Origin of the sequence: Photobacterium ganghwense, assembly GCF_003025595.1 — a bacterium.
GTDB classification, from domain to species: Bacteria; Pseudomonadota; Gammaproteobacteria; order Enterobacterales; family Vibrionaceae; genus Photobacterium; species Photobacterium ganghwense.
The window spans coordinates 827046-844480 of sequence record NZ_PYMI01000001.1; the positions used below are offsets into that span (position 1 = coordinate 827046).

Below are 17435 nucleotides of genomic sequence, written 5' to 3' on the forward strand. Positions count from 1 at the left end.
GTTAACCGACTAATTTTAGCGGAGTACCAGCCCCCATCAAGGATTTTAAATACTGTGTAAAATCATCACCCAGTGCTTCATGGCGAAGGCCATACTCAACAAACGCTTTTAAATAACCAAGCTTGTCGCCACAGTCATGAGATTTGCCGGACATATGGAAAGCTTCAACTCTTTCGTCCTCCATCATCATCGCAATGGCATCAGTCAGCTGAATTTCATCACCCGCCCCCGGAGGGGTAATAGCCAACTTGTCCCAAATGGTGGAAGACAAAATATAACGTCCTACAACTGCGAGGTTTGAAGGTGCTTCTTCGACTGCTGGCTTTTCAACCATAGCTTTCAGCGCTTGTGATTCACCCGGACCGAAAGTTACTCCATCACAATCAACCACACCGTACTTTGATACATCTTGCATTGGAACAGGCTCAACCATAATCTGGCTTGCCTGCGTCGTTTCAAAGCGTTTCAGCATGGCGGCCATGTTTTCAGTAGACTGATCTGCTGTGTACTCATCAAGAATAACATCCGGCAGCACAACCGCAAAAGGCGCGTCCCCAACCAAAGGTTTAGCACACAAAACGGCATGCCCCAACCCTTTGGCTTGGCCCTGACGAACATGCATAATAGTCACGCCCGGCGGACAGATAGACTGTACTTCATCTAACAACTGACGTTTAACGCGCTTCTCTAGCGTCGCTTCGAGTTCAAAGGAGGTATCAAAGTGGTTTTCAATTGCATTTTTTGAGGAATGCGTCACCAGCACAATCTCTTTAATACCAGCCTGAACACACTCATTAACGATATATTGAATAAGTGGTTTATCAACTAATGGCAGCATCTCCTTTGGAATCGCCTTAGTCGCAGGAAGCATTCGTGTTCCTAGCCCCGCCACTGGAATGACGGCTTTTGTTATTTTTTTCATAATTACCCTTAATCATTAAGCAAAACAGCCGCCATATACAATATGGCGGCAATGCTAAAGTTTAATGATGCCATAGCGGGCAGCATCATTTAACAATAAAAAAAATGAACGAATATCGCTTTTTAAATTCGCTGAATTAATCACTGCCGAATAGGTCACGGGTGTACACTTTCGATTCAACATCGAGCAACTCTTCTGCCATCCGGTTTGAAACGATAACGTCTGACACGGATTTGAATTCTTCTAGATCAGAAATAACCGCAGAGTGAAAGAACTCTTTCTCTTCCAGTACCGGCTCATAAATCACGACATCAATACCTTTGGCTTTGATGCGCTTCATAATGCCCTGAATGCTGGATGCTCGGAAGTTATCAGAGCCAGATTTCATGATCAGACGATAGATGCCTACAGTCTTAGGCTTGCGACTAATGATAGAGTCAGCAATAAAGTCTTTACGCGTAGTGTTAGCATCAACAATCGCGCCAATTAGGCAGTTCGGCACATCCTGATAGTTGGCACGAAGTTGCTTGGTGTCTTTTGGCAGGCAGTAACCACCGTAACCAAATGATGGGTTGTTGTAGTGGCTACCGATACGAGGATCTAAGCCAACACCTTCGATGATTTGTCGAGCATCAAGTCCGTGAGACTCAGCATAAGAATCCAGCTCGTTGAAATAAGCAACACGCATAGCAAGGTAAGTGTTAGAGAACAACTTAACGGCTTCTGCTTCCGTAGAATCAGTAAATAGCACTTCGATATTTTCTTTGATAGCACCTTCAACCAGCAAGTTAGCAAAAGTCTGTGCACGTGCACTTTGTTCACCAACAATAATTCGGGATGGGTGAAGGTTATCGTAAAGCGCTCGTCCTTCACGCAAAAACTCAGGGGAGAAAATGATATTCTCGCAGCCGAATTGCTCTTTGATTTGTTTAGTGTAACCAACAGGAATGGTCGACTTAATCACCATTACTGCATTTGGGTTAATCTCCATCACATCTTTAATAACCGCCTCAACAGATGAAGTGTTGAAGTAGTGATTAACAACGTCATAATCGGTTGGTGTTGCAATGATGACAAACTCTGCATCTTTGTATGCTAGTTGTTTATCAAGCGTTGCTTTGAGGTTCAGGTCTTTATTTGCTAGGAAATCTTCAATTTCTGCATCAGCAATTGGTGAAACACGATCATTAATCATGTTCACTTTTTCTTCGACGATATCAACGGCGACAACTTCATGGTGCTGCGCCAAAAGAACAGCATTAGACAGGCCAACATATCCTGTACCAGCGACAGAAATTTTCATAACTAATACCTTTATTTTCTAAAAACAGCACGAAGTGCATAATAAACAAAATTATGAAATGAGTTTATATAATCTAACCCTTCAACTTCCCGATATATTTGCCATTGGCGTTTGGCTTTTTTGAGTTTATTTCTAGATATTGAACCGGCAGTTATTCTATAACTAGTTAACACTTCGTTTAGACAGTAAGCCTTGTTTCCTTGTCTTAATAACATCAGCCAACATGCATAGTCTTGCCCTGTGCGCAAATTAGGCATTTGTAGATTAGAAAAACGTTCTAAATCTAGCATGACTGTGGAACAACCTAATGTTGCCTCTTTTTTAAGCATATCTTTGTAACCCACAAAAGATACATTATCTTTATCCACAACCTTACCTAGGAATGTATCGTTTTCAGATATAATTTGATATGGGGTGAATGAAAAAACAACCTCATCAGACATAAAATCAATTTGCAGCTCAAGCTTTTTGGGATGCCAAACATCATCACTATCAATAAATGCGAGATAACGACCTTTAGCAGAAGAGATTGATTTATTTCTACTTACAGCTGCTCCAGAATTTACCTCATTTTTAAATACTTTTATTCGACAGTCCTTTTCTGCTAATAACAACAGTTTTTCATAAGTTCCATCAAAAGAACAGTCATCTGTTATTAGCCATTCCCAGTTTGTATACGATTGATCAAGAATACTTTGGTAAGTTCTATCAATGAAATCAATAGAATTATAAGTTGCTGTTATAATTGATATTAACATTAAAAAACCTTACTTAAAACATAACGTTTGAAATAATTCAGGTGTAGTACTCTATTACCGCTTTTGACTAAATTATAAAAAAGACTAAGACCTGTAGTTGGGTTAATTTTAATGATCTCATAAATCAGCGGCAATGGTGAAATACAATATTGACTTTCACCCATAGAAGACAAACTTGCATTATATTTTAGTAGTACATGAACTCTTGACAGCAGCTTATCGATAGATTTTGATGTTGTTAATGAGCCTTCACCCTCTGTAACAACATAAATTTGATTAGCTTTACAATCAATCGAATTTGCAGCACTTCCGACCTGTAATGAAAAGGAGACATCATTGGAAGCTATTACCTCATCAAAAAGTATTCCATTATCCTTAACAAGTTTAGTTGATATCAACTTTGACCATGGAACATGAAATCTATATCGAATTGAAGCATCATTATTTTCAATAAAGTTATGAACAAGTTTTACATACCTTAAGTGCCTGGTGGGTTTTCTACCAGATAATGAAATACATGCTGGAGAAAAATAAATTACATCATAGCTGTTATTAATTAAATGTTCAGATATAATACTGAACCAATCATCGGCTAAAAAATCATCTGCATCAGCAAATAACAAATAATCTCCAGTTACATGTTTGAGGCCAATATTTCTAGCTGCACCAGCACCTCTAACACCACTATTATTAGATAAAAAAACCACAGATGGATAATTATCCTTCCAACTCTTAAAAGTATTTTCATCAAGAGAATTGTCATCAACAACAATTATCTCAATCATTTCCAATTGATGCTCAGATAATGAACATAGTATTGAATCTAATAATTTGGCAAGACCGACTTCACAATTAAAATGAGGAATTATAATTGACAGCAATTTATTCACGCTAATGGTTCCTGGTTTCTGGTAGCGTAATAAGCTACAAGCAAATAAACAAATGGGGCTGGTTCCCAAGGGCTGGCTAATGATAACCCCATAAACAAGAATGGAACAAAAAACAAAATTACCAATTTAAAAGAGTAACAATAGCAAAGGTAGATTATCAACATTAGATATAATGTCGTTCCCAGTAAACCAACTTGTCCCAGAGTAAGAGCAAACAAAATATGTGCATAATAATTCTCTCCAGGACTATAAACGTAATTTCCATGGTCAATTCCGAAGCCAAATATTAATTCTTTTAAGTTGACGAAACCAACTTTCGATAAACTTGCTAAAATATCAAACTTTGTAGTTAAACTACCATCGTTAAAAGACGTTATTGAAATAATCATCAAATAAAAAGCAACTAAAGACAATGAAGAAAACACTAATAACAATGAAATCTTTAAACTTGCTTTTAAACTGGAGTTAAAAAACAACAAATATATGAAAAATGTAAGAAAGGCTCCTAAATAAGCAGAACGGCTTAATGTTAAAAATATCAAGACACAGGAAAATATTGACAATATTCTAAACTTTAAAACTAAAGTTAAAGCAAGTAAAGAAACAAGAATTATTGCCAACCCATTGGAGTCAGTAAACATAAAACTTGCATATTTAAAGGAATAGAAGTTACTAGTAGATAACCCCATACTTATTCCACTTTCAACTCTGTCTATGTCATAACCGCCTTTCAAAACCAATATTTTAGATGATTCAAAAAAACGAAAATAAGTTTCAATTCCTGCCAATATCAAGCTTGTTAACAAAGACCCAAAAGCAACTTTTTTAAAATCACTAATTCCAATATTAAAATCTGACTTATTAAAGCTATATGCGATATAAAACGGGGAGATAAAGAATAAAAAATGCAAGAAATACCTAATAACATCCAATATTCCGCCATCCAAATAATCTACCCAAACAACTGACATTATAACAGAATAAGACATTGCTAATAACAGCATAATTAATGCTTTTCTAGGCACACCTTTTAAAAAAAGTTGGTAGAGTACAACAATGAATAATGTAATTAAGTATATCCTAAATATAATTGTTCTATTTGCTCCAAAGATAGCTTCAAAACGCAAAAAAACAGCTGTAATCAACAAGTATAAAAGAAATAGCTTTGAATTTAAAAAACTTATGGTTTTAACCAACACAAACCCACCACGTTAATATGCCAGACACAAAAACCATTACTTTAACTTATTAATAACACTTGAAAAGAAATTCTTATAATAGGTTATAAGCACTAAGTTATCTATATACATGTTATAGGTACCAACTTCTCCCTTTATGAACTTTAGTAAATTAGAAAAGTTTTTAGACAATATTGAATACGTTGACTTCAAAACAATCTTAAACAGCATGAAATAACTAGCATCTATATCTTTATTATTAACTCTTTCGTTACCTTGGATAGTAGCTCTTTCTATGAAGTATTCTATACATTGCTTACTCTTGGGAACAAAATGAAAAATAAGAATATCCGGAACGAAATATACCTTAAAACCTAAATCTTTAGCTTTAGTTTGGAAGTAAGTTTCTTCACCGTAAGAGCGATTATAACCATTCATTCCCTTATCAATGTCAAAGGACAGCTTCTCTAGTACATTACGGTTAATAATCATATTCCCACCGCTTACGGATTTATCAAGTAGTCTAGTTGTTTTATTAAAGGGCAACCACATTCTATTTGAGCCATATATATCCTTATACCAAGACTCTTTACCATCTTTATACCAAGGGTCATATGGACCACCAAATATATCAAAGTTATTGTTTTCAATAACATTAAGAATATTATTAACCCAATCACTTGATGCATATGCATCATCATCTAAAAAAGCAAGCCATTCTCCATGATATTCTTTTTTAGCACGGTTTCTAGCATGACTAAGCCCTTGGTTTTTTTCTAAAAAACACCTAATATTTTTGTTATCTAGAGCTAAGTTTTGACAGTATGATTCAGTCTCATCAGTAGAGTTATTATTGATAATAATAAGCTCCACTTCCTCTAAGCCATTAATTTGCTTCAAGACCGAATCAACACAAGTATTTAGAAATTCAAGCCGGTTATATGTACAAATACAGATTGATAATTTTAGACGTGTCATTTTGAAAAAGCCTTTATTTTTGAGAAAAAAAATCTAACTTCATAATCCAAAGCAAATAAAATAGGATTAATGATTTACTTCCCAAAGAAAAAATATTTTTGTTAACATCATCAAATGTAGTGATAGACAATTTTTTATTGGCAGTTGTTGCATACTTAAGAATTGTTTGTTTTGTTCTTATTTTTAATAAAACAAGCTCTTTTTTATACTTATCATGTGACCCAGAGTTCAATAAGAAACTTTCAGTCATTGAAACTATAGAAGCCAAATCATTTAATGACTTACTTGAATAAATAGATGTTAGAGAGCTTTCATTCGTTCTATTATAATAATAAAGCCCCTTTGGAAGATAAGATATTTTCTTAGCATTAAATAAAAGTCTCATCGTAACATAAAAATCTTCTCCCATGTCAAACCCACTATGAAAGTTAATTTCATTTTTTATATAGAGTTCTCTCTTGACTAGCTTATTACAATTAGAGTTACTTACATTACCAATAAGTAATTGTCTAAACCAATTATCATTACCTCCTTCAATTTTTTCTTTTTTTAATATTAATCGATCACTTTCATATACATTATAAAAGTCACATATAACGATATCACTTTCTTGATTACGAGCCATTTCTAACAAACCAATCAACCAATCTTTATGGACCCAATCATCACTATCCATAAAAATTACGTATTCTCCACTTGACAAGTTAATACCTTCGGCTCGACTAAAAGCAACCCCCCGGTTATCTCGAGAAATAATTCTGATATGATTTTTTCTGTGAGGATAAAAATCAATCAAAGACTTTATTGTCGATAGAGAATTATCTGTTGAACCATCATCAATTATTACAATTTCGAAACAATCTAAAGTCTGTTCAAATAGACTAGATAATGATTTTTTTAAATAAGCATCGGAATTGAATAAAGTCATAATGACTGAAATTGGGTAATCTTTACTCATAATACAACTTTAGTTAAGTGATGAATTTATAAGTTTGCTTGCCTTTATACGCTCTTTATCTAAGATTTCATTGACAATCTTGTAATCAATTTGAGTTGATAAGTCAACTTTTTCTAAACCTTCTACGGAATGGATTAGTCTATTCTCTAGGTTAAAAAGTTTCAGTATCGACAAAAATCTTGCTAATCCTCTTCCCTTATTTCCAATTGCGATGAATTGTTTATTAAATAGAATAGAGAAGGCAACTCCATGGAATGAGTCAGTTATAACAAACTTTGAGTCTGAAAACCCTTTCAACCATTTTGTAACTGGCGGAAAAACGTCATTTTCAGAATGGGCCATTACTGTAAAAGGGCTAAGAGAAAGACGATTCGATATAGTATCAATAATTAATTTTTTTGATTCACTTTTATCAAGAACGTAAACCATTAGGTCACCTTCATTTTCAGAAAGGTTCAATGAATCTTTATTAATCAATTCCTGATAATCATTCTGACTTAATAAAAGTGTCGGATCAATTACATGATGAGCCTTTACTTTAAATACATCATTACATAGATTTACCGCAGAATCTTCGCGCACAGAAACTAAATCAAACTTCTCTAGTAATCGAGAATACTTAATAATTTCTTCCTGTGAATACTCATTACAATGATCTACCCCAAAAGATGCTGCGTATGATATTCTTTTTGTATCAGTATCATTCTCATCTAAAAAGTCCAAGAAAAATGTAGACAAGCTTGAATTATAAGCTGGACGCCAAACTTGATCACTGCCAACAACAAATGCATCAAAGTTATAATATTTAATAAATGACAAATGATCTTTGTGATTTATTTTTTGAGTTGTTTGAATATTTTCTAGAATAAAACGCTCTGTATGTTGTGATCGATTCTGATACAAAAATTTTTTATCATCAGTTGTAATTGGTTGTCCAGCCTTACCAAACATATACTTTTGTATTATGTTTTTTAGTATGCCCCTTATACCGAACAACTTAGGTTGTTTTATTTCCTCAAAATCAATGGTATATACATCATACCCAGAAGCTTTTAAATATTTTTGTAATGCAAATGCTTGCAACAAACCGCCATAATTAGTTTTTAAAGGTTGAGTTAAAATACCAATTTTCATTCTATTTCCAAAACTAAGACATTAAATAATATTAGATAAAAGCACAATTAGTTCTAATCAATACTTTTTCAACACACTAAAAATTTTACTTGATATAAATTTCTTCTCTGTTCTATTCAAACCAAAGATAAAAATACAAACACTATTAATTAAACCCACAATCACTATATTTAGAAAACCAAAACCTCCAACCTTATTCAAAACAAACAAGTTGGCAGAAATAGAAATCAGTATTGTAACAATGCTTTTTATTACTACATTTAAATAAAAGTCTCTTATACCTAAACCTATTAAACTCCTTGTGAAAAATAAGCGAGCATTAAATGCTATAAATGACAACGCTATCGTAACTAGCAGAGGGATTAATGGATTAGAGTACTTAATAAGTAAGAAATAAGATATAGGAATATTCAGCAATAGAAGACCACCAACAATTATTTGATAGTATTTTATTTTTCCAGTTGCTTGAACTGACGTCATTAAAGGTGCAGAAAAGCCACAAACTAAACTATCAATTATAATTAACTGAATGAAACTAACCGTATATTCTGGAACTTCTGTTAACCAAATTGATAAAATATACTCTGTATTAAACAAAATAGGAATACTAATAAATCCTATCACTAGAAAAGAATACTTAGACCCGTTTTTTACGAGACCTAACATTGACTCTAGCTCATTCGAAGAATATCTTTTTATTATTTGTGGATTAATTGCTGTATTTATATTCGTAGTAAATCCTAATATAGCAGAGTTTACTTGAACTGCTAAGCCTCTAGCTGCATTAACCGTGGGTCCAAAGAATATATTAATTAAAATATTTACCCCTTGATTAAAACCTACTGCTGATAAGCTTCCAAATAAATTCCATCCACTATAACTTAATAACTCGTTAAACCTTTTTCTAGACCATACAATCTTGAACTTAACATCTTTTATTTGCTTCTTGCAAAAATAAAAAGGAAGCAAGAAACTAATAAATGATAAAAACAATGAAATAATTGAATATACAATTAATTTATCAGCATCTATATATATCAAAGAAATGACTAACAACAATCTAATAATAACGATTGTTATTCCAATTAATGAATATAGCTTCATCTTCTCATAAGAAATTAGCAAGGCATTAAAAGGAGCAGCCATTATTGATATAATAAATGTTAAAACAGATACTTGATAAACCGTTATAGCAGCACTAAATCTAACTGATGGAATATTTATCTTTTCGTAAATAAACCACAAACCGATTGTTTGACTTATGATAACTAAGACTATAGACAAAATAAAGTATACAATCATCGTCATACTAAAGTAATTGCTTATATTACCATTGTTTTTTCCTAACTCATATGAAAAAAATCTCTGCGATGAAGAAGCTAATGCTCCTGTTAAAAAAGATAGAAGAGATACAATCCCTCCTACAATGTTGTAAATCCCGAAGTCCTCAATACCTAGCTCTTGTAACAGCACTCTGGAGCAATAGAGCGTCACAAATAAAGTAATTAACAACTTAAAAAGCAGAAAAAATGAGTTTTTTATCATTCTATATTTTCAGGTAACATTATCTTAAGGTTAAATAACTAGACTATTGTGCTATCTTCATTTATAGAATAAAAATTGTCTAAATTAAGTCTTGGTGAACAGGCATTTTTACTATCACTTTTTGCATATCCAAATGCTATAAGCATAATAATAGACTCATTCTTTTCAATACCTGAAACCTTGTACATTTTTTCATTATTTTCTTTGCTCGTGCACCAATTTAAAGCACAAGAGGAAGCACCTATAGAGTGAAGCGCATAAATAAAACTCATAGCGAACATACCGCCATCAGTGAACGGCTGCGTCCTTTCATCTGGCATATAAAAGGATCTTAGATCACTGGTTATAACACCTAAATATGGAATGTTTTTATTAAACCCTAAATTTCCATTTTGTAGTTTTAATATTTCCCCCATAACTTCCCCTTCAAAAACATGAAGTTTCCAGTGCTGGCGGTTACAAACAGACGGTGTTTTAGCTGTTATTTTCATAATTTTCTCAAGTTGCTCACGAGAAATATTCTTTTCCATATCATAATTTCTACAACTCTGTCTTGATAGTGCAAAACTCTCAAAGAAATCTGATGTATCTTCTATTTTTTTATAATTAACAACGCCTACTGTATTACATATTTTATTATTAAAATCTTCGTGATTAAGTCTATTAATGTGAGATTGAATGGTATCTAATATATGAACGTTGTTTTTTTTGTGAAAATCTACGTATGCTTTTATCGAACCAACAGCAATATAATAGACTTCATTTTTACAGAAATTATTCTCATACTGATTCAGATTTTGTATCAGCCTTTCGATAACTTTTTCTCCAAAGTTATATCTTGGCTTTGGAAGACTTAAAGCTTTTTCTATTCTATGTTTATCTTGTAGAAGCCAACTTTCTAGACTCTTCTGATCATCTTTATTTAAGGCATTTGTAGTGTAATGTAGCTTGAATCTTTTAAAGTCATAATAAAAAACACTCACTAAACTTAATTTCTCAGACAAATTTCTCTTTATTTTCTTCAAAGCTAAATAAATTTTAGATTTTCTTATCAAATTTTTCATCAACATTTACCAATACAAAACTATTTCGCCTTGTAATTATTAATAAGTAATAACGAGACTCTCGTTATTACTTAATTAATAATATTACCGATTTAAGGTTATATTTTTAGTTAACCTTCATTTCATGGTAGAATTACTTTGATTCATAACTGTAATTATAATAACCATAATTACCTCCATAATAACTACTCGCCTTACGAATTACAGCATTTAGAATGAATCCTTTTACTTCTATACCATTTTGTTCAAAACGTTGTTTAGTCACTTCAATTTCTTTAACTGAGTTTTGCCCAAAACGCCCCACAAGCAAGGTCGTCCCAGCATGTGCTCCAACAATCGCTGGATCAGTAACGGCGAGAATAGGCGGCGTATCTACAATCACGATATCGTAATTTTCAGATGCCCAGTCCATCAGTTGTTTAAAACGTGGATGCATCAAGAGTTCAGATGGATTGGGTGGTACGTCACCTCGACCGATAAAATCCATCCCCTCAACACCTGGTTTTTTTAATAGGCTTTCGATGTCAGTTTGACCACTTAAGAAATCAGACAAGCCCGGCTTTGGATTAACAGCCATCTGGTTTTCCATGCGGCCTTTGCGCATATCAGCATCAATCACTAGAACCTTAGAGCCTGATTTGGCAACCACGGCAGCCATATTGGCTGAAACAAATGATTTACCAATGCCAGGACTTGGACCGGAAATCATTATTATATTATTCTTTGCTTCCATCATCGCAAAATGCAGGCTGGTTCGCAGGCTACGCAGAGCTTCAATAGATAAGTCCGCTGGATTGGATACCGCTAGCAAGGTTTCATTTACAGTCAGTTGCTTTTTACCCTTTTGTTTTTTCTCAAGTTCAATTTGCCAGTCCGACATCGGTACACTGGCATATACCGGTAAGCCAATCGCTTCGATTTCATCCGGGTTTTCAACGCCACGATGGAATGCTGCCCGCAACAATGCAATAGCGACAGCCAGCATACCGCCCAGTAGCGTTGCCAATACCACAATTAACGGTTTCTTCGGTTTAACCGCTCGCGAATATGATTGGGCAGCATCCAGAATACGTACATTACCCACCGTACTGGCTTTGACAATATTGAGTTCCTGAACCTTGTTAAGCAGCTGAACATAAATCTGCTGGTTTACTTCCACATCGCGGGTCATGCGCAGCACTTCACGCTGGGTTTTTGGCAATTTCTGAATCTGTCGATTGAGCCTTTCACGCTCCCCCAATAATGTGCGACGCTTGTCAAGCAAAGCCACATAGGCAGGGTGCTCTCTGGTAAAGCGTTGTGAAATTTCGCTTTCCTTGAATGTTAATTCATTGAGCTGAGCTTCAATGGTTACCATGACATCAAGCGTCGATTTCGCCTCAAGTCCAAGGTCAATCGACTCATTTTCCTGGCGGAATTTATTCAGCGTATCTTCAGATGCCGTCAGCTGCGCTTTGATATCTGGCAGGTGTGTGCGTAAAAACTGTAAGCTGTTCTCCGCCTCGGCCGAGTTGCGTGCTACGTTTTGCAAGAAGTAATTCTGGCTGATGTCGTTCAGGATTTCTTCAATTTCATTACGGTTTTCACCGGTAAAACTGAGCTGCAAAATCCCTGTTTGCTTACCGCGTTCACTCACACTCAGGTTTTGCTGAAGCCATTCGATAGCGCCCAATCGCGAGCGCTTGGCCAACGTAAATGCAGCATCGTTTTCGGCAGACAGTGCGGTGACAAATAATTTAAAATCCCCCTGTTGCGCTAGTTCACCGACACGGCCATCAAGTACTGTTTTTTCATTCGCATCGATAAGCGCAAATGTCCCAGCCTCACCATCCATCACCTTGAGCTCAAATACTGGCTCGGTAATGTATTCAGGCACTTCAAAGCGCGAAATCACAATATCACGTTTGTTACCCTGAATACGGGCCAAGCCTTTACCAACAATCGGCAAGTAGTTTGGAGTAGCTACCGTAGTCAGATTCAGTGCATCGACCGTTTTTCCTAAAATCATTCGTGACTTGATGATTTCAATTTCGGTCGTGGCTGAAGATTCGCTGGCAAACAATTCTCCCATATCACCCAGGGCTGGCATGCCAGAGCTTTTCTGCTCAACCTGGATTAAGGCATCCGCCTTATAAATAGGTGTCGCCATCAAGGCATAGGCAATACCGACAACGGCAAATATAAATGTAACCGCAATGATCATCCATCGGTTATCAATCAAGATGCCAAACAGTTTGCCCAAATCAATCTCGGCTGAGTCCTGCTTGACTTGTGTATTATGTGGAACGCTCATAATTTCTCAATAACTAATTTTAATAAAAGTAAGTACTTAAACTCGTAATTTATTTACGGCCAATTACGAACGCGAAGTGCGCCTTCTGTTAGGTTGTTAAAGCCATTGATCGTCGGCAATAGTTGTGTAATCACACGGTTCCAACGACTAATCGGTGCGGCTGTGACATATACAATATCGTATGGCTGAAGCTCAAATTCGGTACCAATCACAAGCGCTGAGGCATCTTGAATATCGAGCTGGTAAAGGTCTGCAATTACATCACTTTGCTGATCTTTTGCTTCCATATTACTACGGATCACAAAAACACCGGTTGCATCTGCAGAAAGTTGGTTGATGCCTCCCACATTGCTTAGAGCTTCTGTCAAACTCATACCAGCACGATCAATCTTGAGTAGTTTGGGTTCATTTACTTCACCCATCACAAACACTTTCTGCGCATCATTACGAGGTACATGTATAATATCACCTGGACGCAATAGGCGATTCTGTGTTAAATCACCACGCTGCATGAGTGCATAGAGTGAAATACTTTCTTCTTTACCATTACGTGTTAGCATGACATTTCGCCAGTCCGCATCTGCAGCAAGACCGCCGGCTTGGTTAATGGCATCTAGGATAGTTAACGGTACGTTGGTAATAGGCTGTTTGCCTGGCTTATTTATTTCACCGGTTACATAGGCCTTTTGTGAACGAAATGAGGCCACATTAACATCTACCTGCGGGCTTTCTATATATGCTGCCAGTCGACGCGCAATTTCCGTTCTGACTTCTGTCACTGTTTTGCCTTCAACTTTTACCTGGCCGATATACGGATAAAAAATCGTGCCATCAGCGTGAACCCAGTTACCGGCTTCAGTAGAACTTCTGTATGAACCAGCAGGAATGGTCAGTTCAGGATGATCCCAAATGGTGATATTCAGGATATCACCCGGGCCAATGCGGTATTGATAACGAGCAATCTCAGCATCCAGCGCGGTATTCGATTTGGCAGATACGTAAGGCTTACTAAACTCTTTGACTTTTCTTGCAGTTAACGGGTAGACGTTTACTTGCTTTGAAATATCAACATTATTATCTGAATTATCAGCAACAATATTTTTGTTCTCAACATTTAGGTGCGAACCAGGCAACGAACATCCTGTTAACAATGCTGAGATTGTCGCTGATATTAAAAGCTTCTTTGAGACGTGCATAAGTGATTTTATCGCTAAGGTAAGTTCAGAAAACTAATGTTGTTGGTACTCATGTAACCACCTGAATATCAACAACATATTTTAAAATGCTATCTTTGGGTTTCGTCCACAAACAGATGTGATGCCCGTTGAAAATCAGCATCGTGATAATGACTAAGACCATATTTCCCGCCTGACTGGCCAGAAGTTACAATCTACCGGCAATGCAAGTTACTTCGGCTATTACGAATAAAGATATGGGTCTTCTTGTCTAAATTAGCCTTTAATAGGCTTTAGACTCGTACTAAAAGTACCTTCATTAGAGCACTTATATGAGAGTGCAATCCTTTGCTATCCAGCAAAGAGTCGACAGGCAAGAACTTGCAAGCATCCAAAAATTAATCTGGGACATCCATCAAAAACATGTAATCGGTAGTAAAATCAATTATACCTTTAACATGCCTACTAAGAATCTTGGGTGTGGGTGTGGGTGTGGAGCAGAAATCCGAACACACTCCATGCAGAGGATTTCAGATACGCTACCGCCCTTGGGTGTGGTTCCCAATAACCAGTATCGTTACCCTTGTTTTGTAAAGCTTTGTGACTTCGTTAAAAAGTGCTAAGACACACCCTCTTTCAAAAACAATAAGATAGGTGTTACTAGCACTTTAAAAAACGGTAATTTTCGCACAAACATTGTCATCATACCTAGTCTGAAGCAGGTATCAATGGTTCAATCATAAAAATTCGCCACAAATTCTACACATTTTCTGTCATGATAGGAATATGAATTTTGTGGCTTATTAACAAATTTGACCGTTCTGATCTTTTAGATTCTGGCGAACACATATTTTCCGTGAAGAAAAAATACATATCTGTCATTAAGTTACACAAGTACTGAATGTGTGTAATTGAGTGTTTTTTGTTCACGGATCTTTTTTATGGGAGTAATATCTAAAAATCGCATGTCATTCACATGACAACATTGGCATTCTTTTGTAACAGCTTTTCTGACGCATTGCGCATTGCTCTCATTCACCATATCATTGCATAGAAGGCGGTTATCGCTTTTGCTTCTTAGAAAAGCATTTTGTTTAGCTAGCTTAATAACAATAAGGGAATAGGATGAAAAAAACTACAATTGCTCTTTTCGCTGCGATGGCAATGACAAGCAGTGTTTTTGCTGCGACTGAAACAGGTTCAACGGCAAGCACAACCGGTACTACAGCCTCTGGCACTACCGCTTCAACAGCAGGTACTACAACTGCAGCATCAACAGGTGCTGCAGCCGGTACAGCGGGTGCAACTGCTGCTGCTGCTGGCGGTATCACTGCTACAGCTGTTGCCGTTGGTGCGGCTGTTGCTGTTGGTGCTGTTGCTGTTGCTGATTCAAGCAACAATAACAACAATTCGACATCTGTCTCTGCAGCTCAAGGTTAATGCTTTAATATCTGCATTAACTTTTGTTGTTTATCGAATAACCGCACTTTGTTGCGGTTATTTTTCACTCATTTCTGTTAAATTTAGTCGATGTTTGACTTTGTTAAATTGCTGATTGAAGCCGGGATGCCTTATATGCAGCGTTTCTTTCTTTTATTCATTTTAATACTCAGTTCCCTTTCTATTTCTGGCTGTAGCCAAAAATTTCAAGATGTAAATGACACATTAAATCTAGCCTTGTTTGGCAATGAGGACACTGTATTGTCTCAATCAGAGATCAAAGCGCTCCCTTATGCCAGTATGTATGCTCAAATTGATGGTGGGCCACAGGCTTTTCTGGTATTGGGGTTAGTTGAACCCACCAATCAATTTAAAACTCATCCATCAACCAAAAAACAGTTTCACTCAACAGAATCTCAAACCTCATCTTTGACCACAGAGAAACAGCAATTAAAGTGGTTGTCTTCTGATAAAGGGATGTTGGTAACTCAATCTGGCCGACTGGTGAAAACGCTGAATCTCCCCCATGGAAATCTATCGTATATTTCGAATCTCGATCACGATCCAGTTGCTATCGGTTTGCACCAGTCAAATGCTCCCCAAGAGTGGACTCGATTTATTGACTGGCAGCCGGGATACCATTTTGGTTACACCTTAAGCTCACGCTTTGCTCCCGGGGAAAAACAAACAATTCGCGTTAACGAACAATTAATTGATGTTCTTTACATTATCGAACATGTAATTGTTCGGGAACTTGACCTTGAGTTTGAAAATGAGTTTTGGATTGATTCCAATACTGGTCAGGTCATTAAGTCTCGCCAGAAGATAGCGCCTGGATTGCCGTATATAAGTACTACCATTCTCAAACCTTTTGCTTAATCTACAGGGATTGTTAATGAACACGTTTCAACAAAAAAGTAGTTTATTAAAAAAAGCTCAATTTCTTGCCAGTTCCGGGGTTGTTTTATGCCTAATGGCTTATAACTCTGCTTTTGCATCTACAGTATCTACATCAAGTATCATTTCGACGTCTTCTATTTCTGATTCATCGATTCCTGCTCAGCAAAAGCCAAAAGTTCTCCTTTTTAGTGGATTGGCTCAGTCATCACTTGAGGATAGAGACAGCCAGCATATTGAATTGAATTATTCAAACCCTATCCGTTTATCTCAACTACTCAAAGATAGCGCAGATAACCTCAATAAGTTTCACATTGATGCTTTATTGGCAGATACCTCCGCCTACTGGGCCGGCGCTGGGCTTTTTGAATATTTCCCACACCCAATAAAAGCAGAAGTATTATCGCAAATAAAATCATTATCTCTGTCCCGACCGGAAACACTGGGCTTATCCACTCAACAGGAGATTGTTCAATCTCTTGCCATTGGTAAACGTGTTTTTACGCCTTTGGACGTAGACCTTGTTCGCATTGACAAAAAGCACAATCCTCTTTTATCTCGAAACTTCACGTTCGTTTTACCGCCACGCCCAAATCATGTGCTTGTTTTGGGCGCTGTAGGTAAACCGGGTCAACAACGCTGGCAATCAAGATCAGGTGCTGATACCTATATTCAGCAGGCTCTCCCACTAAATCTCGCTGACAATAGCTATGCGACTGTTATCCAACCAGATGGTGTCATCGAGACACATAGCATCGCCTACTGGAATAGGAACCACAAAGATATCGCACCAGGAGCGGCCATTTATCTCGGCTTCAGCCGCTTGCCATCAGAGCTTTCGTCTTTTAATGCCAATATGATTGAACTTCTTCGGAACAAGGCCTTGTGATGCAACCAGTT

General features: G+C 36.4%; 15 protein-coding genes. 3 read left to right on the top strand and 12 right to left on the bottom strand.

Translation table 11 applies throughout. The features are described 5' to 3' along the window. Position 1 precedes the first annotated feature (1 nt). The 12 genes from galU to C9I92_RS03630 form a co-directional block, all read right to left on the bottom strand. Complete coding sequence (gene galU / locus C9I92_RS03580) at positions 2-922, bottom strand: UTP--glucose-1-phosphate uridylyltransferase GalU (RefSeq protein ID WP_047883780.1); 921 nt, start codon at positions 920-922, stop codon at positions 2-4. 136 nt (positions 923-1058) lie between these two features. Next, complete coding sequence (locus tag C9I92_RS03585) at positions 1059-2225, bottom strand: nucleotide sugar dehydrogenase (RefSeq protein ID WP_047883781.1); 1167 nt, start codon at positions 2223-2225, stop codon at positions 1059-1061. An 11-nt stretch (positions 2226-2236) separates the two neighbouring features. Continuing rightward, positions 2237-2983, bottom strand: a complete 747-nt coding sequence (locus C9I92_RS03590) for a glycosyltransferase family 2 protein (RefSeq protein ID WP_047883782.1) — start codon at positions 2981-2983, stop codon at positions 2237-2239. Continuing rightward, positions 2983-3873, bottom strand: coding sequence for a glycosyltransferase family 2 protein (locus C9I92_RS03595; protein ID WP_047883783.1), 891 nt, complete (start codon positions 3871-3873; stop codon positions 2983-2985). Before C9I92_RS03595 ends, C9I92_RS03590 begins: the two co-directional genes overlap by 1 nt. Then, the gene (locus C9I92_RS25370) at positions 3870-5072 is read right to left on the bottom strand and encodes a hypothetical protein (protein WP_047883784.1); all 1203 of its coding nucleotides are present in this window, start codon (positions 5070-5072) and stop codon (positions 3870-3872) included. The genes C9I92_RS03595 and C9I92_RS25370 overlap by 4 nt, the downstream gene beginning before the upstream one ends. Before the next feature lie 36 nt (positions 5073-5108). After that, positions 5109-6029: a glycosyltransferase family 2 protein gene (locus C9I92_RS03600; protein ID WP_053061720.1), complete on the bottom strand. Its 921-nt coding sequence runs from the start codon at positions 6027-6029 to the stop codon at positions 5109-5111. A gap of 13 nt (positions 6030-6042) precedes the next feature. After that, on the bottom strand, positions 6043-6987 hold the full coding sequence (locus C9I92_RS03605) for a glycosyltransferase family 2 protein (protein WP_047883785.1): 945 nt from the start codon (positions 6985-6987) through the stop codon (positions 6043-6045). A 9-nt stretch (positions 6988-6996) separates the two neighbouring features. Then, the gene (locus C9I92_RS03610; RefSeq protein WP_047883786.1) at positions 6997-8121 is read right to left on the bottom strand and encodes a polysaccharide pyruvyl transferase family protein; all 1125 of its coding nucleotides are present in this window, start codon (positions 8119-8121) and stop codon (positions 6997-6999) included. A 57-nt stretch (positions 8122-8178) separates the two neighbouring features. After that, positions 8179-9666, bottom strand: a complete 1488-nt coding sequence (locus C9I92_RS03615; protein WP_047883787.1) for an oligosaccharide flippase family protein — start codon at positions 9664-9666, stop codon at positions 8179-8181. A gap of 38 nt (positions 9667-9704) precedes the next feature. Further along, positions 9705-10730, bottom strand: coding sequence for a nitroreductase family protein (locus C9I92_RS03620; RefSeq protein ID WP_169776008.1), 1026 nt, complete (start codon positions 10728-10730; stop codon positions 9705-9707). Positions 10731-10863: 133 nt separating this feature from the next. Further along, a complete protein-coding gene (locus C9I92_RS03625; RefSeq protein WP_047883788.1) occupies positions 10864-13023 on the bottom strand; it encodes a polysaccharide biosynthesis tyrosine autokinase in 2160 nt (719 codons plus the stop codon). 53 nt (positions 13024-13076) lie between these two features. Continuing rightward, entirely contained in the window at positions 13077-14219 is a 1143-nt protein-coding gene (locus C9I92_RS03630) for a polysaccharide export protein (RefSeq protein ID WP_047883789.1), read from the bottom strand. Positions 14220-15323: 1104 nt separating this feature from the next. Between C9I92_RS03630 and C9I92_RS03635 the strand changes: the two genes are divergently transcribed. The 3 genes from C9I92_RS03635 to C9I92_RS03645 all read left to right on the top strand — a co-directional run bounded on the left by C9I92_RS03635 (position 15324) and on the right by C9I92_RS03645 (position 17424). Next, on the top strand, positions 15324-15638 hold the full coding sequence (locus C9I92_RS03635; RefSeq protein WP_084712451.1) for a hypothetical protein: 315 nt from the start codon (positions 15324-15326) through the stop codon (positions 15636-15638). A gap of 90 nt (positions 15639-15728) precedes the next feature. After that, the gene (locus C9I92_RS03640) at positions 15729-16517 is read left to right on the top strand and encodes a YjbF family lipoprotein (protein ID WP_242551826.1); all 789 of its coding nucleotides are present in this window, start codon (positions 15729-15731) and stop codon (positions 16515-16517) included. A 16-nt stretch (positions 16518-16533) separates the two neighbouring features. Further along, a complete protein-coding gene (locus C9I92_RS03645) occupies positions 16534-17424 on the top strand; it encodes a capsule biosynthesis GfcC family protein (protein WP_053061722.1) in 891 nt (296 codons plus the stop codon). The last annotated feature ends 11 nt before the right edge of the window (positions 17425-17435 follow it).